At 72.0% G+C, this 25,322-nt stretch carries 24 protein-coding genes, 1 tRNA gene and 1 pseudogene; 9 read left to right on the plus strand and 17 right to left on the minus strand.

Going from position 1 to position 25,322, the window contains the following annotated elements; translation table 11 throughout:
• Nucleotides 1-26: 26 nt before the first annotated feature.
• Nucleotides 27-683 (plus strand): NAD(P)H-binding protein, encoded by a 657-nt coding sequence (locus AB0G32_RS04130; RefSeq protein WP_361157775.1) that lies wholly within the window; start codon nucleotides 27-29, stop codon nucleotides 681-683.
• A gap of 35 nt (nucleotides 684-718) precedes the next feature.
• Here AB0G32_RS04130 and AB0G32_RS04135 read toward each other — a convergent pair whose 3' ends face one another.
• Nucleotides 719-931: a hypothetical protein gene (locus tag AB0G32_RS04135; protein WP_361157777.1), complete on the minus strand. Its 213-nt coding sequence runs from the start codon at nucleotides 929-931 to the stop codon at nucleotides 719-721.
• A gap of 79 nt (nucleotides 932-1,010) precedes the next feature.
• Nucleotides 1,011-1,092: transfer RNA gene (locus tag AB0G32_RS04140), tRNA-Tyr, on the minus strand.
• Nucleotides 1,093-1,256: 164 nt separating this feature from the next.
• On the opposite strand from AB0G32_RS04140, the gene AB0G32_RS04145 reads away from it, so the two are divergent.
• On the plus strand, nucleotides 1,257-1,745 hold the full coding sequence (locus tag AB0G32_RS04145) for a YajQ family cyclic di-GMP-binding protein (RefSeq protein WP_361157779.1): 489 nt from the start codon (nucleotides 1,257-1,259) through the stop codon (nucleotides 1,743-1,745).
• Between the two features lie 82 nt (nucleotides 1,746-1,827).
• Here AB0G32_RS04145 and AB0G32_RS04150 read toward each other — a convergent pair whose 3' ends face one another.
• The 13 genes and pseudogenes from AB0G32_RS04150 to AB0G32_RS04210 form a co-directional block, all read right to left on the minus strand.
• Nucleotides 1,828-2,094, minus strand: a complete 267-nt coding sequence (locus tag AB0G32_RS04150) for a GlsB/YeaQ/YmgE family stress response membrane protein (RefSeq protein ID WP_361157782.1) — start codon at nucleotides 2,092-2,094, stop codon at nucleotides 1,828-1,830.
• A gap of 185 nt (nucleotides 2,095-2,279) precedes the next feature.
• Entirely contained in the window at nucleotides 2,280-2,672 is a 393-nt protein-coding gene (locus AB0G32_RS04155) for a YccF domain-containing protein (RefSeq protein ID WP_361157785.1), read from the minus strand.
• Nucleotides 2,669-3,532 carry a zinc metalloprotease HtpX gene (gene htpX, locus AB0G32_RS04160; RefSeq protein WP_361157787.1) on the minus strand — a complete coding sequence of 288 codons (864 nt, stop codon included), beginning with the start codon at nucleotides 3,530-3,532 and terminating at the stop codon, nucleotides 2,669-2,671. Before htpX ends, AB0G32_RS04155 begins: the two co-directional genes overlap by 4 nt.
• A 238-nt stretch (nucleotides 3,533-3,770) precedes the next feature.
• Nucleotides 3,771-5,312 (minus strand): NADH-quinone oxidoreductase subunit N, encoded by a 1,542-nt coding sequence (locus tag AB0G32_RS04165; protein ID WP_361157790.1) that lies wholly within the window; start codon nucleotides 5,310-5,312, stop codon nucleotides 3,771-3,773.
• Nucleotides 5,309-6,883, minus strand: coding sequence for an NADH-quinone oxidoreductase subunit M (locus tag AB0G32_RS04170; RefSeq protein WP_361157792.1), 1,575 nt, complete (start codon nucleotides 6,881-6,883; stop codon nucleotides 5,309-5,311). Before AB0G32_RS04170 ends, AB0G32_RS04165 begins: the two co-directional genes overlap by 4 nt.
• Before the next feature lie 6 nt (nucleotides 6,884-6,889).
• Nucleotides 6,890-8,887, minus strand: coding sequence for an NADH-quinone oxidoreductase subunit L (locus AB0G32_RS04175; protein ID WP_361157794.1), 1,998 nt, complete (start codon nucleotides 8,885-8,887; stop codon nucleotides 6,890-6,892).
• Nucleotides 8,884-9,285, minus strand: coding sequence for an NADH-quinone oxidoreductase subunit NuoK (nuoK, locus tag AB0G32_RS04180; RefSeq protein WP_361157797.1), 402 nt, complete (start codon nucleotides 9,283-9,285; stop codon nucleotides 8,884-8,886). The genes AB0G32_RS04175 and nuoK overlap by 4 nt, the downstream gene beginning before the upstream one ends.
• 290 nt (nucleotides 9,286-9,575) lie before the next feature.
• A pseudogene (locus AB0G32_RS04185) lies at nucleotides 9,576-10,034 on the minus strand (NADH-quinone oxidoreductase subunit J); the annotation flags it as partial.
• On the minus strand, nucleotides 10,031-10,585 hold the full coding sequence (locus AB0G32_RS04190) for an NADH-quinone oxidoreductase subunit I (protein WP_361157800.1): 555 nt from the start codon (nucleotides 10,583-10,585) through the stop codon (nucleotides 10,031-10,033). The pseudogene AB0G32_RS04185 and the gene AB0G32_RS04190, both read right to left, overlap by 4 nt.
• A gap of 2 nt (nucleotides 10,586-10,587) precedes the next feature.
• The gene (locus tag AB0G32_RS04195) at nucleotides 10,588-11,556 is read right to left on the minus strand and encodes a complex I subunit 1 family protein (protein ID WP_361157802.1); all 969 of its coding nucleotides are present in this window, start codon (nucleotides 11,554-11,556) and stop codon (nucleotides 10,588-10,590) included.
• Nucleotides 11,553-12,866, minus strand: coding sequence for an NADH-quinone oxidoreductase subunit C (locus AB0G32_RS04200; protein ID WP_361157805.1), 1,314 nt, complete (start codon nucleotides 12,864-12,866; stop codon nucleotides 11,553-11,555). Before AB0G32_RS04200 ends, AB0G32_RS04195 begins: the two co-directional genes overlap by 4 nt.
• Complete coding sequence (locus AB0G32_RS04205) at nucleotides 12,863-13,567, minus strand: NADH-quinone oxidoreductase subunit B family protein (protein ID WP_361157808.1); 705 nt, start codon at nucleotides 13,565-13,567, stop codon at nucleotides 12,863-12,865. Before AB0G32_RS04205 ends, AB0G32_RS04200 begins: the two co-directional genes overlap by 4 nt.
• On the minus strand, nucleotides 13,558-13,953 hold the full coding sequence (locus AB0G32_RS04210) for an NADH-quinone oxidoreductase subunit A (RefSeq protein WP_361157810.1): 396 nt from the start codon (nucleotides 13,951-13,953) through the stop codon (nucleotides 13,558-13,560). The genes AB0G32_RS04205 and AB0G32_RS04210 overlap by 10 nt, the downstream gene beginning before the upstream one ends.
• Before the next feature lie 176 nt (nucleotides 13,954-14,129).
• On the opposite strand from AB0G32_RS04210, the gene AB0G32_RS04215 reads away from it, so the two are divergent.
• The 5 genes from AB0G32_RS04215 to AB0G32_RS04235 all read left to right on the plus strand — a co-directional run bounded on the left by AB0G32_RS04215 (nucleotide 14,130) and on the right by AB0G32_RS04235 (nucleotide 21,203).
• Nucleotides 14,130-15,314, plus strand: a complete 1,185-nt coding sequence (locus tag AB0G32_RS04215; protein WP_361157813.1) for a sensor domain-containing protein — start codon at nucleotides 14,130-14,132, stop codon at nucleotides 15,312-15,314.
• Nucleotides 15,315-15,518: 204 nt separating this feature from the next.
• A complete protein-coding gene (locus AB0G32_RS04220; protein WP_361157816.1) occupies nucleotides 15,519-16,946 on the plus strand; it encodes a sensor domain-containing protein in 1,428 nt (475 codons plus the stop codon).
• A 260-nt stretch (nucleotides 16,947-17,206) separates the two neighbouring features.
• Nucleotides 17,207-17,878 carry a response regulator transcription factor gene (locus AB0G32_RS04225; RefSeq protein WP_361157818.1) on the plus strand — a complete coding sequence of 224 codons (672 nt, stop codon included), beginning with the start codon at nucleotides 17,207-17,209 and terminating at the stop codon, nucleotides 17,876-17,878.
• Between the two features lie 354 nt (nucleotides 17,879-18,232).
• Entirely contained in the window at nucleotides 18,233-20,161 is a 1,929-nt protein-coding gene (locus tag AB0G32_RS04230; RefSeq protein ID WP_361157820.1) for a 2-oxoacid:acceptor oxidoreductase subunit alpha, read from the plus strand.
• On the plus strand, nucleotides 20,154-21,203 hold the full coding sequence (locus AB0G32_RS04235; RefSeq protein WP_361157823.1) for a 2-oxoacid:ferredoxin oxidoreductase subunit beta: 1,050 nt from the start codon (nucleotides 20,154-20,156) through the stop codon (nucleotides 21,201-21,203). Before AB0G32_RS04230 ends, AB0G32_RS04235 begins: the two co-directional genes overlap by 8 nt.
• A gap of 34 nt (nucleotides 21,204-21,237) precedes the next feature.
• On the opposite strand, the gene AB0G32_RS04240 is transcribed toward AB0G32_RS04235, so the two are convergent.
• Nucleotides 21,238-21,627: a helix-turn-helix domain-containing protein gene (locus AB0G32_RS04240; RefSeq protein WP_361157825.1), complete on the minus strand. Its 390-nt coding sequence runs from the start codon at nucleotides 21,625-21,627 to the stop codon at nucleotides 21,238-21,240.
• A gap of 110 nt (nucleotides 21,628-21,737) precedes the next feature.
• Here AB0G32_RS04240 and AB0G32_RS04245 point away from each other — a divergent pair, with 110 nt between their 5' ends.
• Both AB0G32_RS04245 and rarD read left to right on the plus strand, forming a co-directional pair.
• The gene (locus AB0G32_RS04245; RefSeq protein WP_361157827.1) at nucleotides 21,738-22,592 is read left to right on the plus strand and encodes an SDR family oxidoreductase; all 855 of its coding nucleotides are present in this window, start codon (nucleotides 21,738-21,740) and stop codon (nucleotides 22,590-22,592) included.
• Between the two features lie 217 nt (nucleotides 22,593-22,809).
• Nucleotides 22,810-23,778, plus strand: coding sequence for an EamA family transporter RarD (gene rarD, locus AB0G32_RS04250; protein ID WP_361158240.1), 969 nt, complete (start codon nucleotides 22,810-22,812; stop codon nucleotides 23,776-23,778).
• Here the strand turns inward: rarD and AB0G32_RS04255 are convergent.
• Nucleotides 23,747-25,105, minus strand: a complete 1,359-nt coding sequence (locus tag AB0G32_RS04255) for a tetratricopeptide repeat protein (RefSeq protein WP_361157829.1) — start codon at nucleotides 25,103-25,105, stop codon at nucleotides 23,747-23,749. The genes rarD and AB0G32_RS04255 overlap by 32 nt on opposite strands.
• Nucleotides 25,106-25,322 lie beyond the last annotated feature (217 nt).

Raw genomic sequence — 25,322 nt, forward strand, 5'->3', positions numbered from 1 at the left:
GTCCGCCGAGGCGTACGGTCGAAGACATGCGCATTGTCATCGCTGGTGGTCATGGTCAGATCGCGCTGCGGCTGGAGCGGTTGCTCGCCGCGCGCGGGGACGAGGTGGCGGGCATCATCCGCAAGGCCGGGCAGGCCGACGACTTGCGGGCGGCCGGGGCCGAACCGGTCGTCCTGGACCTGGAGTCGGCCTCGGTCGACGAGGTCGCCGAGCGGCTGCGGGGCGCGGACGCGGCGGTCTTCGCGGCGGGCGCGGGCCCGGGCAGCGGCACCTCCCGCAAGGAGACGGTGGACAAGGCCGCGGCGGTACTGTTCGCGGACGCGGCCGTCCGCGCGGGTGTACGCCGTTTCGTGGTCGTGTCGTCCATGGCCGCCGACCCCGGGCACCAGGGCGACGAGGTCTTCGACGTCTACCTGCGTGCCAAGGGCGAGGCCGACGCGTACGTACGGTCGCTGGCCGCGCTGGACTGGACGATCCTGCGCCCGGGCGCCCTCACCGACGACGCCGGCACCGGCCTGGTCCGCCTCGAGGCGCGTACCGGCCGCGGCCCGGTCCCGCGCGACGACGTGGCCGCGGTGCTGGCGGAACTGGTGGACACCTCGGCGACGGCCGGCCTGACGCTGGAACTGGTCAGCGGGTCGACGCCGGTGTCGGTGGCCGTGAAGTCGGTCGCGGGGAACTGAGCGGTCTGGGCGGCTGTGGCGGCCGTGCCGGCTGTTCAGAACAGGGGCAGCTGCCCGGGGAAGTCGGGCACGGCATAGCCGTCCAGCGAGGGCTGCGCGGCGCCGATCTGGGCCGGCCGGCGGGAGCCGGGGCAGGACGTGAGCTCCCCGCTCTCCCGGGCGCCGGGCGGATCGTGCCGCGCGTACCGGCCGGCGACGACGGCGATCTCGCGACGGCAGGCGGGGCAGAGACGGCGACGGGACGACATGGGCCCAGTGTGCCGCAGCCCTATGACAAAGACCCCCTCCACACTGCGTTTCCGCAGATGGAGGGGGTCTTCCCCAGTGTGGCGGCGCCAGGATTCGAACCTGGGAAGGCTGAGCCGGCAGATTTACAGTCTGCTCCCTTTGGCCGCTCGGGCACACCGCCGGGGTTCGCTGCCCTTCGAACCGCTTTTCGGCGGTGCTCCGTGGCAACGACGTAAACAATACCCGATGGGCAGGGGTGCTCCGCCACCTGATTGGTCTGCGCCCGGCGGGCGACGGGTGGCTAGGCTTGTCCGACACGCACCCCGATCCAAGGAGCCACAGGACATGGCCGACTCCAGTTTCGACATCGTCTCGAAGGTCGAGCGGCAGGAGGTCGACAACGCCCTCAACCAGACCGCCAAGGAGATCTCGCAGCGCTACGACTTCAAGGGCGTGGGCGCCTCGATCTCGTGGTCCGGCGAGAAGATCCTCCTGGAGGCGAACTCCGAGGACCGGGTCAAGGCCATCCTCGACGTCTTCCAGTCCAAGCTGATCAAGCGCGGCATCTCGCTGAAGGCGCTGGACGCCGGTGAGCCGCAGCTCTCCGGCAAGGAGTACAAGATCTTCGCGTCCATCGAGGAGGGCATCTCCCAGGACAACGCGAAGAAGGTGGCGAAGATCATCCGGGACGAGGGCCCGAAGGCCGTGAAGGCCCAGGTGCAGGGCGATGAGCTGCGGGTCAGCTCCAAGAGCCGGGATGATCTCCAGACCGTGATCTCGCTGCTGAAGGGCAAGGACTTCGATTTCGCACTCCAGTTCGTGAACTACCGGTGATCCGGTCCCAGGCGGGCACGGGGAAGGGCGGGCACCGGCTGGTGCCCGCCCTTCCCCGTTCGCCGGCCGCGCTCCGGGGGTCTCAGTCCCGCGAGTTGCCGAACAGAAGGCGGTAGGCGACCAGGAGGACGAACGAGCCGCCGATCGCGGCCGCCCAGGTGGCCCCGTCGTAGAAGTCGTTCGTGATCGGGTGGTCCAGCCAGCGGGCCGATATCCAGCCGCCGATGAACGCGCCGGCGATGCCGATGAGGGTCGTGCCGATGAGGCCGCCCGGGTCGCGGCCCGGCAACAGGACCTTGGCGATGGCTCCGGCCAGCAGCCCCAGGATGATCCAACTGATGACGGTCATGCCCTGAACCTGCCCTCTCTCCCTGTGCCCGCGCTGCGAAACCGCTGTGCGGCGCGTTGCTTCTGTGACGTTCTGTCTAAGTTGAAGACGCAACGAGTGGGATGGCGGTTGCGGGTACGGCGGTCCGTTCGGTCGGGCGGAGCGGGAAAGGAAGCGGAGCTGCCTTTCGGGTGTGCCGCCGGTGTTCAGCGGGCCGTGAACGGCTGGTCGGTGCGGACGATGTCGCGGCCCAGCGGGAGCAGCGAGACCGGGATCAGCTTGAAGTTGGCTATGCCGAGCGGGATGCCGATGATCGTCACGCACAGCGCGATGCCCGTGAGGATGTGGCCGAGGGCCAGCCACCAGCCCGCGAGGACCAGCCAGAGCACGTTGCCGACGCAGGAGGCGGCGCCCGCGTCCCGGCGTTCGACCGTGGTGTACCCGAAGGGCCACAGGGCGTAGACGCCGATCCGGAACGCCGCTATGCCGAACGGGATGCCGATAATCGTGACGCACAGGAGCACGCCCGCGAGCAGGTAGGCGAGGAACAGCCAGAAGCCGCTCAGGACGAGCCAGATGATGTTGAGGATGGTCTTCACTGCGTGCGACCTGCCATCTTCTCGAGTCGGGCGATGCGTTCCGCCATCGGCGGGTGGGTGGAGAACATCTTCGAGAGGCCCTGCCCGGGGCGGAACGGGTTGGCGATCATCATGTGGCTGGCCGTCTCGATACGGGGCTCGGGGGGAAGCGGGAGCTGCTTGGTGCCCACGTCGAGCTTGCGCAGGGCGCTGGCGAGGGCGAGCGGGTCGCCGGTGAGCTGGGAGCCGGACGCGTCGGCCTCGTACTCCCTGGAGCGGCTGATGGCCAGCTGGATCAGGCTGGCGGCCAGCGGGCCGAGCAGCATGATCAGGAGCATGCCCAGGAGGCCGGGGCCGTCGTCGTCGTCGGAGCGGCCGATGGGGATCAGCCAGGCGAAGTTGACCAGGAACATGATCACCGAGGCGAGGGCGCCGGCCACCGAGGAGATGAGGATGTCGCGGTTGTAGACGTGGCTCAGCTCGTGGCCGATGACGCCGCGCAGCTCGCGCTCGTCGAGCAGGCGCAGGATGCCGTCGGTGCAGCACACCGCCGCGTTGCGCGGATTGCGGCCGGTCGCGAAGGCGTTCGGGGCTTCCGTCGGGGAGATGTACAGGCGGGGCATGGGCTGGCGGGCCTGGGTGGAGAGCTCACGCACCATGCGGTACAGCCCCGGGGCCTCGAACTCGCTGACCGGGCGGGCCCGCATGGCGCGCAGCGCCAGCTTGTCGCTGTTCCAGTACGCGTACGCGTTGGTGCCCAGGGCGACGAGGACGGCGACGACCAGCCCGGCTCGGCCGAAGAAGCTGCCGATGACGATGATGAGCGCGGACAGTCCCCCGAGGAGTACTGCGGTCCTGAGCCCGTTGTGCCGGCGGTGCACGGTACGCCCTCCAATGGTGCAGCAGGGGAACCCTTTGCTTGAGCCCGTTGCTTGCTGATCTCGCTCGCTGTGGTCGCTTCCGGTCTGTCGCTGCCACCGGTGTGTGGTGACACGTCCAGTGGACCCTTCCGTACTGGTCAACGCCAGGCGACGGCCGCCAGTTCCCCGGACGACGCGGGGGCGGGCGTGGGCCGTCCGGGTGAGCGGGACGACTACGGGGCCGCGGGCGGGCCGGGGGTCAGAAGAGCCCGGTGCCGGCGAAGCGGAGGATCAGCTGGGGCGCGCCGGAGAGGACGACGGCCAGGACCGCGGTGACCGCGAGGGCGGCGGTGAGCGGGGCCGGGGCGCGGTGGCCGCTGGTCTCGCCCTCCGGGGCGGCGCGGAACAGCAGGGCGGTCCAGCGGAGGTAGTAGTACAGCGCGACGACGACGTTCACAGCCATGATCACGGCGAGCCAGCCGAGGCCGGCGTCGACGGCCGCGGAGAAGACGGTGACCTTGGCGAACAGGCCGATGATGCCGGGCGGCAGCCCGGCGAGGCAGAGCAGGAAGAACGCCAGGAGGAGGGCGGCGAGCGGGTTGGTGGCGTACAGGCCGCGGTAGTCGGTCAGGCGGTTGCCGGACCTCGTGCGGCCCACCAGGGCGGCGACCGTGAAGGCGCCCAGGTTCACGGCGCCGTACATGAGGGCGTAGGCGACGGTGGAGCCGATGGACCGCTCGGGGTCCTCCGAGTACGCGGCGGCGGCGATCGGCACCAGGAGGTAGCCGGCCTGTCCGACGGACGACCAGGCGAGCAGGCGTACGGCGCTGTACGCGCGCGTGCCCCGCTGCCGGAGGGCGCCGGCGTTGCCGGCGGTCATGGTGAGGGCGGCGAGCGCGGCCAGCGCCGGGCCCCAGACGTCGGCGTACGACGGGAGGGCGACGACGGTGACCAGGATGAGGCCGGAGAAGCCGACCGCCTTGCCGACGACGGACAGGTAGGCGGCGATCGGCAGCGGCGCGCCCACGTAGGTGTCGGGCACCCAGAAGTGGAAGGGGACCGCGGCGGTCTTGAAGGCGAAGCCGACCAGGGTGAGGACGACGCCGGTGTGGACCAGGGTGGTGAACTGCCCGTCGACGTCCTGGACGCGTTGCGCGATCTCGGTGAGGTGCAGGGTGCCGGTGGCGGCGTACACGAAGCTGATGCCCAGGAGGCTGACGGCGGTCGCGGTGACCGAGGAGAGGAAGAACTTCAGGGCCGCTTCGGAGGAGCGCCGGTCGCCGTGGCGCAGGCCCACCAGGGCGAAGGCGGGCAGCGAGGCGACCTCCAGGGCGACGACCAGGGTCGCGAGGTCCCGGGAGGCGGGCAGCAGGGCGGCGCCGGCCGCGGAGGACAGCAGCAGGAACCAGAACTCGCCCTCGGGCAGGCCCCGGTCGGCGTCCTTCAGGGTGGTGACCGACAGCAGCGCGGCCACCAGGGCGCCGCCCAGCACCAGGAGTTGGATGACCAGGGTGAACGGGTCGGCCACGTAGCTGCACGCGCGCGTGCCGTCACTCAGGCAGAAGGTGGCGCGGTCGCCGTCCAGCAGGGGCAGCAGCAGGAGCAGCGCGGCGGCCAGCCCGGCTACCGACAGCCAGCCCAGGAGCGGTTTCCGGCCGTCCTTGAGGAAGAGGTCGGCGACCAGGGCGGCGAGTCCGATCACGGCGGTCAGGGTGGGCGGTGCGATCGCGAGCCAGTCGACGGACTGCACGAGGTTCTGGGCCAGGTTCTGCGTCAGCGGCAGGGCGGCCAGGGCGCTCATCGGGTGCCTCCTGCGAGGAGCTGCTGAACGGCCGGGTCGGTCAGGCCGAGCAGGGCCTTCGGCCACAGTCCGGCGACGACGGTGAGGGCGACGAGCGGGGTCCAGGCCGCGAACTCGTAGCGGCGGACGTCGGGGAGGGCCGGGGTGTCCGGCGCGGTGGCGCCCATGCAGACGCGGCGGACCACGATCAGCAGGTAGGCGGCGGTCAGCAGCGTGCCGAACGCGGCGATGGCCATGAAGGTGAGGAAGGCGGGGCGGCTGAGTCCGGGCGCGGGGTCGAACGCGCCGAACAGGGCGAGCATCTCCCCCCAGAACCCGGCCAGTCCCGGCAGTCCGAGCGAGGCGACGGCGGCGAAGGCCAGCAGGCCGCCGAGGCGGGGTGCCTTGCCGTAGAGCGCGGCTCCGGTCTCCTCGGCCAGGGTGTCGAGGTCGGTGGAGCCGGTGCGGTCCTTGAGCGCGCCGACCAGGAAGAAGAGCAGGCCGGTGATGAGGCCGTGGGCGATGTTGGCGAACAGGGCGCCGTTGACTCCGGTCGGCGTCATGGTGGCGATGCCGAGCAGGACGAAGCCCATGTGGCCGACGGAGGAGTAGGCGATGAGGCGTTTGAGGTCGCCCTTGGCGCCGCGCCGGGCGAGGGCCAGGCAGGCCAGGGATCCGTAGATGACGCCGACGACGGCGAAGGCGGCCAGGTACGGCGCGAAGGTGCGGAACCCGTCGGGGGCGACCGGGAGGACGATCCGGACGAACCCGTACGTACCCATCTTCAGGAGCACACCGGCCAGCAGGACCGAGCCGACGGTGGGCGCGGCGGTGTGGGCGTCCGGCAGCCAGCTGTGCAGCGGCCACATCGGGGTCTTTACCGCGAGCCCGATGCCGACCGCCAATACCGCGATGACCTGCACGGATGTGGTCAGCGACCGGCCGTTGTCAGTGGCGAGTGCCACCATGTCGAAAGTGCCCGCCTTGATTCCGATCAGGAGCAGGCCGAGCAGCATGACCACGGAGCCGAGGAGCGTGTACAGGATGAATTTCCAGGCGGCCTCGGCCCGGCCCTCGCCGCCCCAGCGGGCGATGAGGAAGTACATCGGGACCAGGACCATCTCGAAAGCGAGGAAGAACAGGATCAGGTCGAGGACGGCGAAGCTGGCGAGCGTGCCGGACTCCAGGACGAGCAGCAGCGCGACGAATGCCTTCGGGGTCGGGCCCGGCGGCATCTTGAAGTACGAGTAGAGCGCGCACAGGAACGTCAGCAGCGCGGTCAGGACCAGGAGGGGGAGGGAGATGCCGTCGATGCCGAGGTGGATGCGCACGTCGAGTGCGGGGATCCAGCTGATGTCGGTCGTGGCCTGCATCCTCGACGGCTGGTCGTGGTCGAAGCCGAGCGCGAGGACGATCGCGGCGATGAGCACGGCACCGGTCACGGTGACGCCGTGCCGCAGTACGGCCTGCTCCGGTGACTTCCCCTTCAGTCCGGGCGGCGCGGGCAGCAGGGCGGCGACGGCGCCGAGGAGCGGGCCGACGACGATCAACGCCAGAAGGACCTGCATCACGGACTCGTTGATATCGATCACGCCTGCTCACGCTCCCGTGGCGACGAGGACGGCGGCGACCGCGAGGACGACGGTGCCGGCGAGCAGCGCGCTCACATAGGTCTGCACATTGCCGGTCTGGGCGCGGCGTACGGCGGCTCCCAGCCAGCGGGGCAGGGCGCCCGCCCCGCGGACGTAGGTCTCGACGACCTCGCGGTCCAGGAACCGGACGAGCCTCGCGCCGGCCCGGACCGGGCGGACGAAGAGCGCCTCGTACCCGGCGTCCAGGTGGAAGCCGACGGCCGCGTGCCGGTGCAGCGGGCCGAGGAGCAGCCGTCCGGGGTCGGCCGGGTCGGGGGCCTGGGCCACGTCCCCGTAGGCGGGCCGGTGGCTGGCGATGGCCTCGGCCTCCACCACGCCGGCGTCGCTCTCCGGGTGCGCCGCGACCGCGCCGAGCGGTACCCGGGCGGCGAGCGCGGTGGTGTGCCGCCAGGCGCCGTAGGTGACGATGCCGCCGACCAGGGCGACACCGGTGCCGAGCACGGAGGTGGTGAGCGTCGGGGTGAGGTCCCGGCCGTCGAACCAGTCGGGCAGCAGGCGGAAGGCGAGTCCGCCGAACACGAGGGAGGGGATCGCCAGCACCCAGAGCACGGCGTTCATGGTCACCGGCTGCCGGCCGTGGTCGGGGGCCTCGGCGCCGTGGCCGCGGAAGGCCAGCAGCCACAGGCGCGTCGCGTAGGCCGCGGTGAGCAGGGCCGTGAGCAGTCCGGCGACGAGCACGGTCCAGCCGGCGGCGGCCGGGGCATGCTCGGTGTGGCCGCCGGCCACGTGCTCGGCGGCGCTCAGGACGGACTCCTTGGAGAAGAAGCCGCTGAAGGGAGGGATCGCGGCGAGCGCGAGCAGCGCGACGGTCATCGTCCAGTAGGCGTCGGGGACCCGGGCGCGCAGGTCCCGCATCCGGGACATGGCGGCCAGTGAGTTGGTGCCGGCGGCGTGGATGAGCACGCCGGCGGCGAGGAACAGCAGCGCCTTGAAGGCGCCGTGGGACAGGAGGTGGAAGACGGCGGCACCGCGGTCGGCGACGGCGAGGGCGCCGGTCATGTACCCGAGCTGGCCGATCGTCGAGTAGGCGAGGACGCGTTTGATGTCGTCCTGGGCGAGCGCGGCGAGCGCCGAGCCGGTCATCGTGACCGCGGCCATGACGGCCAGGACGGCCATCGCGGCGTGCGACGCCTCGAAGACCGGAAGGAGCCGGGCGGTGAAGTAGACACCGGCGGCGACCATCGTCGCCGCGTGGATCAGCGCGGAGACGGGGGTCGGGCCCGCCATCGCGTCGGGCAGCCAGGTGTGCAGCGGGAACTGCGCCGACTTGCCCGCCACTCCGGCCAGCAGCAGCAGCGCGATCAGGGTCGGGTGGTCCAGGCCGCCGTCGCTCGCGACCGCGCCGAGGATCCTGGTGATCCGGAACGAACCGGCGTCGCCGGCCAGCGCGAACAGACCGATCAGGAAGGGGACGTCACCGAGCTTGGTCACCAGGAACGCCTTGAGGGAGGCGGCCCGGGCCTCCGGGGTCTCCCAGTAGTGGCCGACCAGGAAGTAGGAGCAGATGCCCATGACCTCCCAGCCGACCAGCAGCACCATCAGGTCGCCGGAGTAGACGACGAGCAGCATGGCGGAGGTGAACAGGGAGACGAGCGCGGCGTACGAGGGGTAGCGCGGGTCGTCGCGCAGATAGCCCGTGGAGTAGAGCTGCACGCAGGTGGCGACCAGGCCGACCAGGACGGCGACCAGGGCGGCGAAGCCGTCAATGCCCAGGGCGAGTTCGATCGGGACGGAGCCGGTGGGGGTCAGTTCGGTGGCGGCGTCGATCGCCCGGCCGCCGCCCTGGCGCGCGGCGACGGCCACGGCGAGGGCGAACGCGGCGAGCGTCGGCAGCACGGCGAGCGGACGGACGAAACCGGGTGCGGTACGGCCCAGGAGCAGGCCGGCGGCGGCGCCGAGGAAGGGAAGGAGGGGGACGAGGACGGCGAGGTTGGTCGTGGTCACGCGGTGGCCTCAGCCTTCTCGGCGGCCGTCCCGGTGACGGGGGCGTCGGGGTCGTCCGGGTCGGGGTCGTCCGGGTCGGGGCCCTCGGCGGTGTCGCGGAGCCGGTCGATGTCCGCGGTGCCGCGGTTGCGGTGGACGGCGAGCACGATCGCCAGGCCGATGCCGATCTCGGCGGCGGCGATGGCGATGGTGAACAGGGTCAGGGCCTGCCCGGAGTGCAGGGTCTCCGCGGCGGTCCTGCTGAGCCAGACGTCGAAGGCGACCAGGTTGAGGTTGACGGCGTTGAGCATCAGCTCGACCGACATCAGGACCAGGATCGCGTTGCGGCGGGCGAGGACGCCGTAGAGGCCGGTGCAGAAGAGGAGGGCGGACAGGACGGCGGGGTAGGCGAGGTGCATCAGCGGACACCGTCCCTCTCGGCACCCGTGCCGGCGTCGGGCTGGCCGGCGTCCGGCTGGTCGGCGTCGGGCTGGCCGGGGCCCGGCTGATCGGCGTCGGGCTGGTCGGCGCCCGGCTGGCCGGGGCCCGGCTGATCGGCGTCGGGTTGGTCGGCGCCCGGCTGGCCGGGGCCCGGCTGATCGGCGTCGGGCTGGTCGGCGCCCGGCTGGTCGGCCTTGGCCTTGCGGGACAGGACGATCGCGCCGACGAGGGCGGCGAGGAGGAGGACGGAGAGGGCCTCGAAGGGGAGGACCCAGTGCTGGAAGAGGCTCGCCCCGGTGACGGCGGTGGAGCCGGCGGCCGGGCCGTCGAGGTCGATCCAGGTGGTGCGGAAGGCGTCGGCGACCACCCAGACCAGGGCCGCCGCGGCGGCGACGGCCACGGCCAGGGCGGCCCAGCGGTTGCCGGAGTCGGCGTCCGGCGAGCGGCCGATGGGGGCCCTGGTGAGCATCAGCCCGAACAGCAGGAGGACGACGACGGAACCGACGTAGATGAGGACCTGCACCCAGGCGATGAACTCGGCGGTGAGCAGGAGGTACTCGACGGCGAGGCCGCCGAGGGCCACCACCAGCCACAGGGCGGCGTGCACGAGCTGCCGGGTGGTCACGGTGACCAGCGCGGCGCCGAAGGTGACCAGGCCGACGAGGAGGAAGGCGATCTCGACGCCGGTCGGGGAGAGGAAGCCGTGGGTTTCGGCCGCGAGGCTCACGCGTCGCCCTCCCGGGGCTCGGCTTCGGCTGCCGCCGCCAGTTTCTCGGCGGTCTTGCGGGCGGCGGCGAGTTCCTTGGGTTCCTCGGCGCCGGGGTCGAGGGCGGGCGGGGCCGGGACCGTCCACATCCACTCGCGGAGCTTGTCGCGCTCGTGGGTGAGGTCGCGGATGTCGGTCTCCGCGTACTCGAACTCGGGTGACCAGAACAGGGCGTCGAAAGGACAGACCTCGATGCAGATACCGCAGTACATACACAGGGAGAAGTCGATGGCGAAGCGGTCCAGGACGTTGCGGCTGCGTTCGCGGCCGCCGGGGGCCGCCGCGGGGACCGTCTCCTTGTGCGAGTCGATGTAGATGCACCAGTCCGGGCACTCGCGGGCGCACAGCATGCAGACCGTGCAGTTCTCCTCGAACAGGCCGATCACGCCGCGGCTGCGGGGCGGAAGGTCGGGCTGGACGTCCGGGTACTGCTCGGTGACGGTCTTCTTCGTCATCGTGCGCAGGGTGACGGCCAGGCCCTTGGCCAGGCCACTTCCTGGAATGGGGGCCATGGTTACTGGATCACCACCTTGACGACGCCGGTGAGGGCGATCTGGGCGAGGGCGAGGGGGACGAGGAGGGTCCAGGAGAGCTTCTGGAGCTGGTCCTCGCGCAGGCGGGGGTAGGTGACGCGGAGCCAGATCACGACGAAGGCGAGGACGGCGGTCTTCAGCAGGGTCCACACCCAGCCGAGGCCGTCGGCGCCCCACGGGCCGTGCCAGCCGCCCAGGAAGAGGACGGTGGTCAGGCCGCACAGGACGACGATCCCGGCGTACTCGGCGAGGAGGAAGAGCGCGAAACGCAGGCCGGTGTACTCGGTGTACGCGCCGAAGATGATCTCGGAGTCGGCGACCGGCATGTCGAAGGGCGGGCGCTGCAGTTCGGCCAGTCCCGCCACGAAGAAGACCAGGGCGCCGACGATCTGCCAGGGCAGCCACCACCACGCGAAGGCGTCGAGGATGCCGGTCAGCGACACCGTGCCGGCGGCCATCGCGACCGAGGCGGCGGCGAGCAGCATGGGGAGTTCGTAGGCGAGGAGCTGGGCGGCGGTGCGCAGGCCGCCGAGCAGGGAGAACTTGTTGGCGGAGGCCCACCCGGCCATGAGCGAACCGAGCACGCCGACGCCCATCACGGCGAGGACGAAGAAGATCCCGGCGTCGACGGCCTGGCCGACCGCGCCCTCGCCGGGGCCGACCGGGACGGCCAGGAGAACGAGGAGGTAGGGGAGCAGGGCGACGGCGGGGGCGAGCTGGAAGATACGGCGGTCCGCGCCCGCGGGGACGATGTCCTCCTTCTGCGCGAACTTCACGCCGTCCGCGACGAGCTGGGCCCAGCCGTGGAAGCCGCCGGCGTACATCGGGCCGAGGCGGCCCTGCATGTGGGCCATCACCTTGTGCTCGGTCTGGCCGACGATCAGCGGGAACGCGAGGAAGACGACGAAGACGACGAGGAGGCGCAGGATGACGTCGAGCGCGTCGTTCACTGCGGGCCTCCCGGGGGGTTCTTGGGGGCGGAGCGCTGGTCGGGTTCGGGGTCGCGTGCGGGTGCGGAGCCCTTGCCGGGGTCGGGGTCGGGAGCGGAGCCCTTGCCGGGGTCGGGGCCGGGTGCGGAGCCCTTGCCAGGGTCGGGTGCGGCGTCGGGGTCGGCGTCGGGTGCGAGTTCGGGGTCGGGTGCGGCGTCGGCGTCGGCGTCGGCGTCGGGTCCAGGTGCGGGTGCGGGTGATTCGTCGTCCGGGTCGCGTCGCGGCTCGGCCGTGGGTTCGTCGAAGGCCGGGCGGGCGTGGTGCCACGGGGCGTCCGGGCTGCGGGGGGTGGCGGAGGTGTCCTGGGAACCGCCGGTCTCTTCGGTCCCACTACGAGAGACCGTCGTCTCACCTGGCGGGCCGGACGGGGCTGACGGGGCCGATGGGGCCGGCGAAGGCTCGGCGGGCGGTGCCGCCTGGCTGGCGGAGCCTTCCGCCGCCGTACGGGACCGCCGCACCGGTGTCGGAGACGCGCTCCCCGGTGCCGCCTGGCTCGCCGACCCCTCCGCCGCCGTACGAGACCGCCGCACCGCCCTCGTCGGGCCGGCATCCGCCCCCGCCTGGCCGGCATCCGCTCCCACCTGGCCGGCGGAGCCCTCCGTGGCCGAGCGGGTCCGGCGGACCGGGCGGTCGCCCGTGGTGCCGGGTGGGCGGGCGGGGCCGCGGGCCGGGCGGGCCGGGGCAGCAGGGAGTTGGCCCTTGAGGGGGCCCCACTCGTTCGGGTCGGGGACGCCCGGCGGGAGCATCTGGCGGCGCCGGGGGCCGGCGTGTCCGGTGCCCGCCGAGGACTCCCCCGGCTCCTTCGCGCCCGGCCACGCCTTGGCGACCCGGGCGGCGAGGACGAAGTCCTTGCGCAGCGGGTTGCCTTCGAAGGTCTCCGGCAGGAGAAGGTGATCCAGCCCCGGGTGGCCCTCGAAGACGACGCCGAACATCTCGTGGGTCTCGCGCTCGTGCCACGCCGCGCCCGCGTACACGTCGACCGCGGTGGGCAGTACCGCGGTCTCGTGCGGGACCGTCGTCCGCAGCAGCAGCCGCCGTACCGGCGACAGGGCGGCGACGTGCGCCGCGACGCGGAAGCCCGTGCCCGGTTCGTCGACCGCGCTCAGCCAGTCGAAGTAGGTGCAGCCCAGCCGGTCGCGGGCGGTGCGCAGGGCCGTGATCCAGTCCGCCGGGGGGACGTCCACCGTCAGGACGTCGTAGGACTCCTCGGCCGTGGCCTCGGGGCCGAAGAGTTCCGCGGCGTCGGCGGGCAGCCAGCCGACCCCGCTCATCGACCCTCCCCCGATCCCGATGCCGATGCCGATGCCGGACCCGGCCCCGGACCCGGCGCGGGCGCCCGTACCAAACCGCTCCGCAGCGCCGTCGCCGACGGCCGCGAGGTGCCGTACCGCTCCCCCAGCGACTCCTGGGCGATCTTCTCCTGCAGCTTGAGGATGCCCTGGAGCAGCGCCTCGGGGCGCGGCGGGCAGCCGGGGACGTAGACGTCGACCGGGATGATCTGGTCGACGCCCTTCGTCACGGAGTACGAGTCCCAGTACGGGCCGCCGCAGTTGCTGCACGCGCCGAAGGAGATGACGTACTTCGGCTCGGGCATCTGCTCGTACAGCCGTTTGATGGCGGGGGCCATCTTGTCCGTCACCGTGCCCGAGACGACCATCAGGTCGGCCTGGCGCGGGCCCGGCGCGAACGGGATCACGCCGAGGCGGATGAAGTCGTGGCGGGCCATCGACGCGGCGATGAACTCGATCGCGCAGCAGGCGAGTCCGAAGTTGAAGACCCACAACGAGTACCGGCGGCCCCAGTTGAGGACGACCTTCATCGGCTCGGGGGCGAGCCGGGAGAGGGCACCGAGCCGCTTCGGTTCCGGCAGCAGCACGGGTTCGGGCCGTTCGAGCTGATCGGACCGTTCGAGCTGTTCGGACCGTTCGGGCTGTTCAGAACGTTCGGGCTGTTCGGGCGGCGTCACGTCCATGCCAGGACGCCCTTCTTGTATGCGTACAGCAGGCCCACGGCCAGGAAGCCGAGGAAGATGAACATCTCCACGAGCGTCGTCGCACCGTACCCGGGTGCGGCGAAGACCGTCGCCCAGGGGAACAGGAAGATCGAGTCGACGGCGAAGACCACGTACAGGAACGCGTAGACGTAGTAACGGACCTGGGTGTGCGCCCAGCCCTCGCCGACGGGGTCGACCCCGCACTCGTAGGTCAGGAGTTTCTCGGGCGTGGGGACCACCGGGCGCAGCAGGCGGCCCGCGCCGAACGCCACGGCCACGAAGAGCACGCCGACGACGGCGAGCAGTCCGACGACCGAGTACGACTGGAAGTAGTCCGCCGCCGTGACGACGGTCGGTTCCGGCACGTCCGTCCCTCACTCCCTGTTCGTCACTGTCCGTCGCTGTCCGTACCTGTCACTACTGAGACGACTGCGAGTCTAGAGCCTGCTAAAGAAACCGTAAGCAGGGTGGGGTTTTCCTCAGTGGATCCCGGCGGTCCACCTCATGGCGCCGGAACCCGGCGCACGGCACGCTGATCCGTATGACCGAAAGCCTCTCGCCGGCCGTGCCGGGTGATCGCCCGCCGCCCGCCCGTTTCGCCTACGACCGGCACACCTGGAAGGAGATCGTCCATCTGCTGGCGAATCTCCCGGCGGCGCTGCTGGGATTCGTGTACGTGGTGACCTTCCTGTCAGTGGGTGCCGGACTGACCGTCACGGTGATCGGGCTCCCGCTGCTGGCGGCCGGGCTGACGGGCGCCCGCCTGCTGGGCAGGCTGGAGCGGGCCCGGGCCCGGGCACTGCTCGGGGTGCGGGTGGACGAGCCGAGCCGGCTGCCGTGGCGCGGCCGGGGCGGGTTCTTCCCGCGGCTGTGGTCGGCGCTGCGGGACCCGGTGGGCTGGCGCACGGCCCTGTACGGGTTCATCCGGCTGCCCTGGGGCATCCTCACCTTCGTCACCGCGCTGGCCTCGCTGTTCGTGCTGTGGCCGGTGCTGCCGTTCATCGCGCGGGGACTGGCCAACGCCGACCGGGCGATGGTGCGCGGGCTGCTGTCCCCCTCGGACGAGCTGGAGCGGCGGATCGCCGAACTGGAGTCGGACCGGGGCGTGGTGGTCGACACGGCCGCCGCCGACCTGCGGCGCATCGAGCGCGACCTGCACGACGGCGCGCAGGCCCGCCTGGTCAACCTGGCCATGGGGCTGGGCCTGGCCAAGGAGAAACTGCTGGAGGGCCAGGCCGACGAGCAGGTGGCGGCGATGGTCGACGAGGCGCACGGCGAGGTGAAACTGGCCTTGCGGGAGCTGCGCGACCTGGCCCGCGGCATCCACCCCGCCGTGCTGACCGACCGCGGCCTGGACGCGGCCCTGTCCTCGGTCGCCTCCCGCTGCACCGTGCCGGTGAAGGTGACGGTCGATCTCGCGGAGCGGCCGGCGGCGGCCATTGAGGGCATCGCCTACTTCACCGTCTCCGAGCTGCTCCAGAACGTCAGCAAGCACAGCGCGGCGCGGTCGGCCGCCGTGGAGGTCTGGCGCTCGCAGACCCGGCTGCTCATCCAGGTGTGGGACGACGGCGGCGGGGGCGCGCGGCTGGACGGCGGTACGGGGATGAAGGGGCTCGCGGACCGGCTGGGTGCCGTCGACGGCCTGTTCGTCGTCGACTCCCCCGAGGGCGGTCCGACCACGGTGACGGCCGAACTGCCGTGGCGTGAGCGCTCCGCCCCCGCCTGAGGTCACTGCCTCTCCGCTCCACCCCCGCCGGAGTCGGTGACCGCTCCGCTCGCGCCTGAGGTGGGGAAAACCCCCGGTCCAAGAGACCGATGGGCTCCATGTCCCGCGGCCGCGTGACCGAGGAGGGTGGAGGTACGACGGCACCGCCGCAGCACGCGGGCGCGCACAGGGGCTGGGACCGGGACGAGCGGGAGGACGGCAGCGATGACCACGGAGTACGGGCCGGACTACGGACGGGGCTACGGACGGGCCGACAGGCAGGATTACGGACGGGAGTACGGCCAGGACTACGGCCAGGAGCCCGGACACGGGTCCCCCGGGCGGGCCGGTGCGGGGCGGCGGCACCGGCTGCCGGCCGGTCTGCGGGCACCGTTCGAGGCGCGCAGCCTCCGCGAGTTCTGCTACGTACTGCTGAGCCTGCCGATCAGCATCCTCCTCTTCACCACGGCCGTCACCCTGGTCTCCCTGGGCGCCGGCCTGCTGGTGACCTTCCTCGGCGTCCCGGTGCTGGCGGCGGCGCTCGCCACCACCCGCGGGTTCGGCGCGCTGGAGCGGGTCCGGGCCCGCGGGCTGCTGGGGATGGAGGTGGCCGACCCGGAGCCGCTGCGGATGCGGAAGCGGGGTGCCTTCGGCTGGATGGGCGCCGTCCTCAAGAGCGGCACCTCCTGGCGGTCGCTGCTGTACGCGCTGCTGCACCTGCCGTGGGCGGTCCTCTCGTTCGGCGTCGCCGTCGCCGTCTGGACCTGGGGCTGGGCGATGCTGACGTACCCGCTGTGGTTCTGGGTCTTCCCGATGTACGCCGGTCAGGACGGGTTGCAGCTGTACGGCGACGAGACGCACCGGATCTATCTGGACAACCCCTTCGAGATCACCGTGACGGCGCTGGTGGGGCTGCTGTTCACCCTGGCCGCGCCGTGGATCGTCCGGGCCCTGACGCTGGTGGACCGGGTGATGGTGCACGGGCTGCTCGGCCCGTCCCGGCTGGCGACGCGGGTCGTGGAGCTGGAGTCGGACCGGGGCGTGGTGGTCGACACGGCCGCCGCCGACCTGCGGCGCATCGAGCGCGACCTGCACGACGGCGCGCAGGCCCGCCTGGTCACCCTCGCCATGGACCTTGGCCTGGCCAAGGAGAAGCTCCGCGAGGACCCGCGGGAGGCGGCGCGGATGGTCGACGAGGCGCACGGCGAGGTGAAGACGGCGTTGCAGGAGCTGCGCGACCTGGCCCGCGGCATCCACCCGGCCGTGCTGACCGACCGCGGCCTGGACGCGGCCCTGTCCTCGGTCGCCTCCCGGTGCACCGTGCCGGTGCGGGTGGAGGTGGACCTGGCCGAGCGGCCGGCCCCGGCGATCGAGGGGATCGCGTACTTCACCGTCTCGGAGCTGCTCCAGAACGTCAGCAAGCACGCGCGCGCCACGTCCGCGGCGGTGGAGGTGTGGCGGGTGGAGAACCGGCTGATGCTCCAGGTCATGGACAACGGGGTGGGCGGCGCCGGCGCGTCGTCCGGTTCCGGACTCGCGGGACTGGCGGAACGGCTGGACGCGGTGGACGGGATCCTGGTGGTGGACTCGCCGGCCGGCGGCCCCACCCGGGTCACGGCGGAACTGCCGTGGCGCTCGGACCGGCTGAGGTGAGCCCGGGGCACCGGGATACGTCCTCGGGCTGAGGTGAGCCCGGGCACCGGGGTCCGGGGTCCGTCCCCGGGCTGAGGTGAGCCCAGGCACCGGGATACGCCTCCGGACTGAGGTGAGCCCAGGCACCGGAATACGCCCCCGGACTGAGGTGAGGCGGCACGTCCTCCCCCGCATTACCGTTGTCCGGACACGGACGAGGCCCGATGCCGGACCCGTTCACAGGGGCGGGCGCGTGGGGCTGTGGGGGGGGGCCGGAATTCATGGAGGACAGGGTGCGCGTGGTCATCGCCGAGGACTCGGTGCTGCTCAGGGAGGGCCTGACCCGGTTGCTGACCGACCGCGGGCACGAGGTGGTGGCCGGGGTCGGGGACGGCGAGGCCCTGCTGAAGACCGTCACCGAGCTGGCCGGGCAGGACGCGCTGCCGGACGTCGTCGTGGCCGATGTGCGGATGCCGCCGACGCACACCGACGAGGGGGTGCGGGCGGCGGTGCAGTTGCGCAAGACGCATCCGGGGGTCGGGGTGCTCGTGCTGTCGCAGTACGTGGAGGAGCGCTACGCCACGGAACTGCTCGCGGGTTCCAGCCACGGGGTCGGCTATCTGCTCAAGGACCGGGTGGCCGAGGTCCGTGAGTTCGTGGACGCGGTGGTGCGGGTCGCCCAGGGGGGTACGGCTCTGGACCCCGAAGTGGTCGCGCAGTTGCTCGGGCGCAGCCGCAAGCAGGACGTGCTCGCGGGACTCACCCCGCGCGAGCGGGAGGTACTGGGGCTGATGGCCGAGGGCCGGACGAACTCCGCGATCGCCAGGCAGCTCGTGGTGAGCGACGGGGCCGTGGAGAAACACGTCAGCAATATCTTCCTGAAACTCGGGCTGTCCCCGAGCGACGGTGATCATCGCCGCGTTCTCGCGGTGCTCACCTATCTGAACTCCTGAACTCGTCGCGTACTGATCTACTGAACGACTGAACTACTGAACTACTGAATCCCCTGGTCACACCCCGCCCTTCCCGAATTGACCGATCATGCCGATCGGGCCGATCATCGTCCGTTCACCCGAACGGACGACATGGGCGGGAAACCGCACGACGAACAGCCGCGTCTTTCACCGCGCCGGGGGGCCGGCAAGCCGTGGCCGAGCCCTGGAATCGCAAGGCGCCGGGCTGTCTCGAAGTCGTGTCCATCATGCGAATGTCCACCGGAAGGCAACCCCCGCGGTCGTAGGGTTGATCCTGGGATGGCCGGCCCAAGGCCACTCCCCGGACAGCCACCTCGAGGGAGGTCCAGTTCAGTGACCAGCCAGGTCAGCAGCCCAGCGGAGCAGGCCGACGGAACGGTAGTAGGAGAGCAGCGCAAACCGGCGGGGGCGAAAGACGTCCGCCGGCTGGACCGGGTGATCATCAGGTTCGCGGGCGACTCGGGTGACGGTATGCAGCTCACCGGCGACCGCTTCACCTCGGAGACCGCCTCCTTTGGAAATGATCTTTCTACGCTGCCGAACTTCCCGGCCGAGATCCGTGCTCCGGCAGGCACCCTGCCTGGGGTTTCCTCTTTCCAGCTGCATTTCGCCGACCACGACATCCTCACCCCGGGCGACGCGCCGAACGTGCTGGTCGCGATGAACCCCGCCGCGCTGAAGGCGAACATCGGGGACCTGCCGCGCGGCGCGGAGATCATCGTCAATACGGACGAGTTCACCAAGCGGGCGATGCAGAAGGTCGGTTACGACGCCTCGCCGCTCGACGACGGGTCCCTGGACGGCTTCAGCCTGCACCCGGTGCCGCTGACCACCCTGACCGTCGAGGCGCTGAAGGAGTTCGCGCTCACCCGCAAGGAGGCCGAGCGCAGCAAGAACATGTTCGCGCTGGGCCTGCTGAGCTGGATGTACCACCGGCCCACCGAGGGCACGGAGAAGTTCCTGCGCACCAAGTTCGCGAAGAAACCGGACATCGCGGCGGCCAACATCGCGGCGTACCGGGCGGGTTGGAACTTCGGGGAGACCACCGAGGACTTCGCGGTCTCCTACGAGGTGGCCCCGGCGGCGACGGCGTTCCCGCCCGGCGTCTACCGCAACATCTCCGGCAACCTGGCGCTGGCGCACGGGCTGATCGCCGCCTCCCGGCAGGCGGACCTGCCGCTGTTCCTGGGTTCGTACCCGATCACCCCGGCCTCCGACATCCTGCACGAGCTCAGCCGGCACAAGAACTTCGGCGTGCGCACCTTCCAGGCCGAGGACGAGATCGCCGGGATCGGCGCGGCGCTGGGCGCGGCGTTCGGCGGCAGCCTGGCCGTCACCACCACTTCCGGTCCGGGCGTGGCACTCAAGAGCGAGACCATCGGGCTCGCCGTCTCCCTCGAACTGCCGCTGCTGGTCATCGACATCCAGCGCGGCGGCCCGTCCACCGGGCTGCCGACCAAGACCGAGCAGGCCGACCTGCTCCAGGCGATGTACGGGCGCAACGGCGAGGCGCCGGTCCCGGTGGTGGCTCCGCGCACCCCGGCCGACTGCTTCGACGCGGCGCTGGAGGCGGCCCGGATCGCGCTGACGTACCGGACGCCGGTGTTCCTGCTCTCCGACGGCTACCTGGCCAACGGCAGTGAGCCGTGGCGCATCCCGGAGCTGGAGGAACTGCCGGATCTGCGGGTGCGGTTCGCGCAGGGGCCGAACCACACCCTGGACGACGGCACCGAGGTGTTCTGGCCGTACAAGCGCGACCCCGGGACCCTGGCCCGGCCCTGGGCGATCCCGGGCACGCCCGGTCTGGAGCACCGCATCGGCGGCATCGAGAAGCAGGACGGCACGGGTCACATCTCCTACGACCCGGCCAACCACGACCTCATGGTCCGCACCCGGCAGGCCAAGGTCGACGGCGTCGATGTCCCCGACATCGAGGTCGACGACCCGGACGGGGCGCGCACGCTGGTGCTGGGCTGGGGTTCGACGTACGGGCCGATCACGGCCGCCGTGCGGCGGCTGCGGACGGCCGGGGAGTCGATCGCGCAGGCCCATCTGCGCCACCTCAACCCGTTCCCGGGCAACCTCGGCGCGGTCCTCGCGTCGTACGACAAGGTGGTGATCCCCGAGATGAACCTCGGTCAGCTCGCCACCCTGGTCCGGGCGAAGTACCTGGTCGACGCGCATTCCTACAACCAGGTCAACGGTATGCCGTTCAAGGCGGAGCAGCTCGCCACCGCGCTGAAGGAGGCCATCGATGACTGAGGCACTGCACCTGGTCCCCAAGGCCGAGGGCAAGCAGTCCATGAAGGACTTCAAGTCCGACCAGGAGGTGCGCTGGTGCCCCGGCTGCGGTGACTACGCCGTTCTCGCCGCCGTGCAGGGCTTCATGCCCGAACTGGGGCTGGCGAAGGAGAACATCGTCTTCGTCTCCGGCATCGGCTGCTCCTCCCGGTTCCCGTACTACATGAACACCTACGGGATGCACTCCATCCACGGCCGCGCCCCGGCCATCGCCACGGGGCTGGCCGCGTCCCGCCGCGATCTGTCCGTCTGGGTCGTCACCGGCGACGGCGACGCGCTCTCCATCGGCGGCAACCACCTGATCCACGCCCTGCGCCGCAACGTCAACCTCAAGATCCTGCTGTTCAACAACCGGATCTACGGCCTGACCAAGGGCCAGTACTCGCCGACCTCCGAGGTCGGGAAGATCACCAAGTCGACGCCGATGGGTTCGCTGGACGCGCCCTTCAACCCGGTCTCCCTCGCGCTCGGCGCGGAGGCGTCGTTCGTGGCGCGGACCGTCGACTCCGACCGGAAGCATCTCACCGAGGTGCTGCGGCAGGCCGCCGCCCACCCGGGCACGGCGCTGATCGAGATCTACCAGAACTGCAACATCTTCAACGACGGCGCGTTCGAGGCCCTCAAGGACCGGCAGCAGGCCGAGGACGCGGTGATCCGGCTCGAACACGGGCAGCCGATCCGGTTCGGCGCCGAGGGCTCCAAGGGGGTCGTACGGGACCCGGTCACCGGCGACCTGAAGGTGGTGCCGGTCACCGCGGACAACGAGGCGTCCGTGCTGGTCCACGACGCGCACGCCGCCTCTCCGACGACCGCGTTCGCGCTGAGCAGGCTCGCCGATCCGGACACCCTGCACCACACCCCGATCGGTGTGCTGCGCTCCGTGCGCCGGCCCGTCTACGACTCCCAGCTGAGCGACCAGCTCGACGCCGCCATCGAACAGAACGGCAAGGGCGACCTGGCCGCGCTGCTCGCCGGCGGCGACACCTGGACGGTCGTGGGCTGACCCGTCCGCAGAGCACCGAGGCCCGGGGCGGCGGTCAGCCCCGGGCCTCGTCGTATGCCTGGCGGGCCCGGGTGACGTCGGCCATCCGGTCCTTCGACCACTCGGCCAGGTCGCGCACCTGTTCGGCGGCCTCCCGGCCGAGCCCGGTCAGCGAGTAGTCCACCCGCGGCGGGATCACCGGCTTGGCGTCGCGGTGCACCAGTCCGTCGCGCTCCAGCGTCTGGAGGGTCTGCGCCAGCATCTTCTCGCTGGCCGTCCGGCCCCGCCGGGAGACGGCCCGGCGCAGCTCGCCGAAGCGGTAGGGCCGCTCCAGCAGCTCCATCAGCACCAGGACGCCCCAGCGGCTGGTGACGTGCTCCAGGACCAGCCGGTAGGGGCAGGCGGCTTCCCGGGGATCGGCCGCCCGGCTCTCACTTACCTTCATGCCGGTACCTTACTTCAAAGTGGGTACTGTCATTTAGTTAGCGCACTTCTTAGGGTGAGTGACACAAGCCGTCACCGCACAAGCCGTCACCGCACAAGGAGTCACCGATCATGAGCATCGTCGTCACCGGAGCCACCGGACACCTCGGCCGCCACGTGGTGCGGCAGTTGCTGGAGCAGGTCCCGGCCGACCAGGTCACCGCCGTCGTGCGGGACCGGGCACGGGCCGCCGACCTCGCGGAGCGCGGCGTACGGCTCGCCGTGGCCGACTACAACGCGCCCGAGACCTTCGACGGGCTGTTCGCGGCGGGCGACAAGGTGCTGCTGATCTCCGGCAACGAGGTCACCAAGGACCGCCCGGCACAGCACCGGACCGTCATCGACGCCGCCGCGGCGGCCGGTGTGGCCCTGCTCGCCTACACCAGCGCCCCCAGCAGCCTGACCGCCGCCCTCGCGGACGACCACCGGGCCACCGAGAAGGTGCTGCTCGCCTCCGGCCTGCCCTGGGTGATCCTGGGCAACGGCTGGTACCACGAGAACCACACCGAGAACATCGCCCGGACCCTGGAGCACGGCGCCGTCGTGCAGGCCGCCCGCGAGGGCCGCATCTCCTCCGCCGCCCGAGCCGACTACGCGGCCGCCGCCGTCGCCGTACTGACCGGCGAGGGACACGAGAACAAGCGGTACGAGCTGGGCGGCGACGAGTCGTGGAGCTTCGCCGAGTACGCGGCCGAGCTGAGCCGGCGCAGCGGCCGCGAGGTCGGCTACCGCCCCGTGTCCGTCGAGGAGTACGTCCGCGACCTCGTCGCCGCCGGGCTGCCGGAGCCGGTGGCCCAGGTCCTGGGCGGCGTGGAGGCCGCCACCGAGAAGGGCGAACTGGTCGTCACCACCGGTGACCTGTCCCGGCTCATCGGCCGGCCGACCACCCCGCTCGCCACGGCGATCGAGGCCGCGCTGGGCAAGTGAGCGGCGGGTCCCCGGATCAGCCGCCTGTCATGACCGTATGGCGATACGGACATGACAGGCGGCGGCGTGCGGCGCTACCGTCTGCGGGCGACCAGCGTGCGAGAAGGGGGTGCCCGTGACCGGAACATCGACTGGGACGTCGGCCGGAACAGCGACCGGGACGTCGGCCGGAACAGCGACCGGAACAGCGACCGGGACGTCGAAGGCCGAGCAGCGAATAGGTCTGCTGAACGGTTTCGCGGCCTACGGGATGTGGGGACTCGTCCCGCTCTTCTGGCCGCTGCTCAAGCCCGCCGGGGCCGGGGAGATCCTCGCCCACCGGATGGCCTGGTCCCTGGTCTTCGTCGCCGTCGCGCTGCTCTTCGTACGGCGCTGGGCCTGGGCGGGCGAACTGCTGCGGCAGCCGCGCAAGCTCGGCCTGGTCACGGTCGCCGCGGCCGTCATCACCGTCAACTGGGGCGTCTACATCTGGGCCGTCAACAGCGGCCATGTCGTCGAGGCGTCCCTCGGCTACTTCATCAACCCGCTGGTCACCATCGCCATCGGCGTGCTGCTGCTGAAGGAGCGGCTGCGGCCGGTGCAGTGGGCGGCCGTCGGGACCGGCTTCGCGGCCGTCGTCGTCCTCACCGTCGGCTACGGCCAGCCGCCGTGGATCTCCCTGTGCCTCGCCTTCTCCTTCGCCACCTACGGTCTGGTGAAGAAGAAGGTCAACCTCGGCGGGGTGGAGTCACTGGCCGCCGAGACGGCGATCCAGTTCCTGCCCGCGCTGGGCTATCTGGCCTGGCTGAGCGCGCACGGCGACGCCACCTTCGGCACCGAGGGGGCGGGGCACGCCGTGCTGCTCGCCGCGACCGGCCTGGTCACCGCGCTGCCCCTGGTCTGCTTCGGCGCCGCCGCGATCCGCGTCCCGCTGTCCACGCTGGGCCTGCTCCAGTACCTGGCGCCGGTCTTCCAGTTCCTGCTCGGCATCCTCTACTTCCACGAGGAGATGCCGCCCGAGCGCTGGGCCGGCTTCGCCCTGGTGTGGGTGGCGCTCGTGCTGCTGACCTGGAACGCGCTGCGCACGGCGCGCCGCAACGCGCGGGCGCTGCGGGCGGCGCCCGGCGCGGCCCCGGGAGCCCTCCCCGAGGCCGTACGCCCCCTCCAGCCCGGTCCTACTCCGCCAGCGCCCGGGCGCGTTCGGTGAGGCGGCCCATCCGGGCGCGGGCGGACTCCAGTTCCTCTATGTCGTCGGCGGCCGGGCCCGCCTCGACGGCGAGCGCGGTCCACAGGCTGATCAGCTCGTGGCCCAGTTCCAGCCCCTCGGCGGGGTCGCGCACCGCGCGCCAGGCGGTGGCCGCGCTGCGCACGGTGCCGTAGGCGGCCTCCGCGTCGCCCGCGCGGTGGTGCACGCGGGCCACGTCCAGCGCCGTGTGCAGGGCGTGCACCGGGTCGCCGGACAGGTAGGCGATGTAGGCGGTCAGTTCGCGCAGCCGGAGGATCTCGGGGTGGTCGGCGCCGAGTGCCCCGGTCGCCTCCGCGACGGCCTGCTCGGCCAGTTGGGCCGCCTCCTCGGTACGGCCGTCCCGGACCGCCTCGTTGACCCGGGCGGTGGGTTCCGCGAGTACGGCGGGGGCGGTGCTGTCGCCGGGTGCGGTGATCGGTCCGTCCCCGAGCACGGCCTCGGCCACGGCGTCGAAACCGCGGGCCGGGGTCGGCTGGGTGTCGGCGACGAGATCGGCGTCACTCCCCAGGTGGACATCGAGCTTCGGGGACTTGACCGACGGGGGCTTGGCCGACACGGGCTTGACCGACGGGGACTTGGGCGACGGGGACTCGACGGCTGCGGGGGGCGGCGGCGGTGCGGCGGGCGTGGCTGGTGCCGGGGGCGCGGGCGGCACGGGCGGCGCGCCCGGCGTGCTGGTCCGGGGAGGCCCGGCCGGCGCCGCCGGGCCGTCCATCCGCGGCGGCGGGCCGAACTCGCCGGTCGGCGGCGCGACCGTCCCGGGAGCCGCGCCGAACGCCCGCGCCTGACCGGCCGGCGGCGCGGTCGGCGGACCGGCCGGCGGCCCGGCAGCCGGTCCGGCAGTCGGTCCGGTCTCCGGCAGCGTCCGCAGCCGGAACGTCGGGGACGGATCGCCCGCCGGGACCGGAGCCGGAGCCGGAGCCGGGCCCGGCGCGGCCGGCATCGCCCCGTTGGGCCGTTCGTGCGCGGCGCGGGCGGTGGCCGGCGGCGGGTCCGTGCGGGCCGGCTCGGCCATCAGGTGGCTGGAGCCGTCCGGATCGACGCGCAGCGCGACGACGTAGCCGATGCGCTCGTCGTGGACGGTGGCGAGCACCGGCCGGCCCGCGGCGCGGGCGAGGCCCTGGAGCCGGTTCAGTACGGTCTGCTGGATCTCCTCGCCCGGTACGGCGGCGACGGGGACGCCGCCGACCGTGCCGGTTCCGGCGCCCGCCACCCGTACGTCGATCGGCGCGGCCGGGTGTCCGACACGTGGGTGGTCCCGCTTCTTGTCGCGGCTGAGTCGTGCCATCGTTCCCTCACTCATGGGCGGGTTCCGTGGGCGGCCGTACCGGTGGTTTCCCTCCCCGTGCCGTCCGGAGCCATTCGAACACCTACTGTTGAGTCTCTCCGCTCGCTCGCGGTTCTCACGTCACCGCGCTGTCACAGGCTCGTTCCAGGAGGTGGGGGCCTGGCCGCCGGGGCGTTTCGGGCCGCGGGGCGGGGCGTGACGAGGGAGGAACACGGGC

It is taken from the genome of Streptomyces sp. NPDC023723 (genome assembly GCF_040639815.1).
In the GTDB taxonomy this organism is placed as follows: Bacteria; Actinomycetota; Actinomycetes; order Streptomycetales; family Streptomycetaceae; genus Streptomyces.

Coding starts and splice junctions, on each gene's coding strand:
- AB0G32_RS04215 (WP_361157813.1), top strand. CDS start 14,130: ATGACCGAAAGCCTCTCGCCGGCCGTGCCGGGTGATCGCCCGCCGCCC.
- AB0G32_RS04205 (WP_361157808.1), bottom strand. CDS start 13,567: ATGGACGTGACGCCGCCCGAACAGCCCGAACGTTCTGAACAGCCCGAA.
- AB0G32_RS04240 (WP_361157825.1), bottom strand. CDS start 21,627: ATGAAGGTAAGTGAGAGCCGGGCGGCCGATCCCCGGGAAGCCGCCTGC.
- AB0G32_RS04225 (WP_361157818.1), top strand. CDS start 17,207: ATGGAGGACAGGGTGCGCGTGGTCATCGCCGAGGACTCGGTGCTGCTC.
- nuoK (WP_361157797.1), bottom strand. CDS start 9,285: ATGCACCTCGCCTACCCCGCCGTCCTGTCCGCCCTCCTCTTCTGCACC.
- AB0G32_RS04245 (WP_361157827.1), top strand. CDS start 21,738: ATGAGCATCGTCGTCACCGGAGCCACCGGACACCTCGGCCGCCACGTG.
- AB0G32_RS04200 (WP_361157805.1), bottom strand. CDS start 12,866: ATGAGCGGGGTCGGCTGGCTGCCCGCCGACGCCGCGGAACTCTTCGGC.
- AB0G32_RS04145 (WP_361157779.1), top strand. CDS start 1,257: ATGGCCGACTCCAGTTTCGACATCGTCTCGAAGGTCGAGCGGCAGGAG.
- AB0G32_RS04135 (WP_361157777.1), bottom strand. CDS start 931: ATGTCGTCCCGTCGCCGTCTCTGCCCCGCCTGCCGTCGCGAGATCGCC.
- AB0G32_RS04255 (WP_361157829.1), bottom strand. CDS start 25,105: ATGGCACGACTCAGCCGCGACAAGAAGCGGGACCACCCACGTGTCGGA.
- AB0G32_RS04150 (WP_361157782.1), bottom strand. CDS start 2,094: ATGACCGTCATCAGTTGGATCATCCTGGGGCTGCTGGCCGGAGCCATC.
- AB0G32_RS04130 (WP_361157775.1), top strand. CDS start 27: ATGCGCATTGTCATCGCTGGTGGTCATGGTCAGATCGCGCTGCGGCTG.
- AB0G32_RS04190 (WP_361157800.1), bottom strand. CDS start 10,585: ATGGCCCCCATTCCAGGAAGTGGCCTGGCCAAGGGCCTGGCCGTCACC.
- AB0G32_RS04235 (WP_361157823.1), top strand. CDS start 20,154: ATGACTGAGGCACTGCACCTGGTCCCCAAGGCCGAGGGCAAGCAGTCC.
- AB0G32_RS04220 (WP_361157816.1), top strand. CDS start 15,519: ATGACCACGGAGTACGGGCCGGACTACGGACGGGGCTACGGACGGGCC.
- AB0G32_RS04165 (WP_361157790.1), bottom strand. CDS start 5,312: ATGAGCGCCCTGGCCGCCCTGCCGCTGACGCAGAACCTGGCCCAGAAC.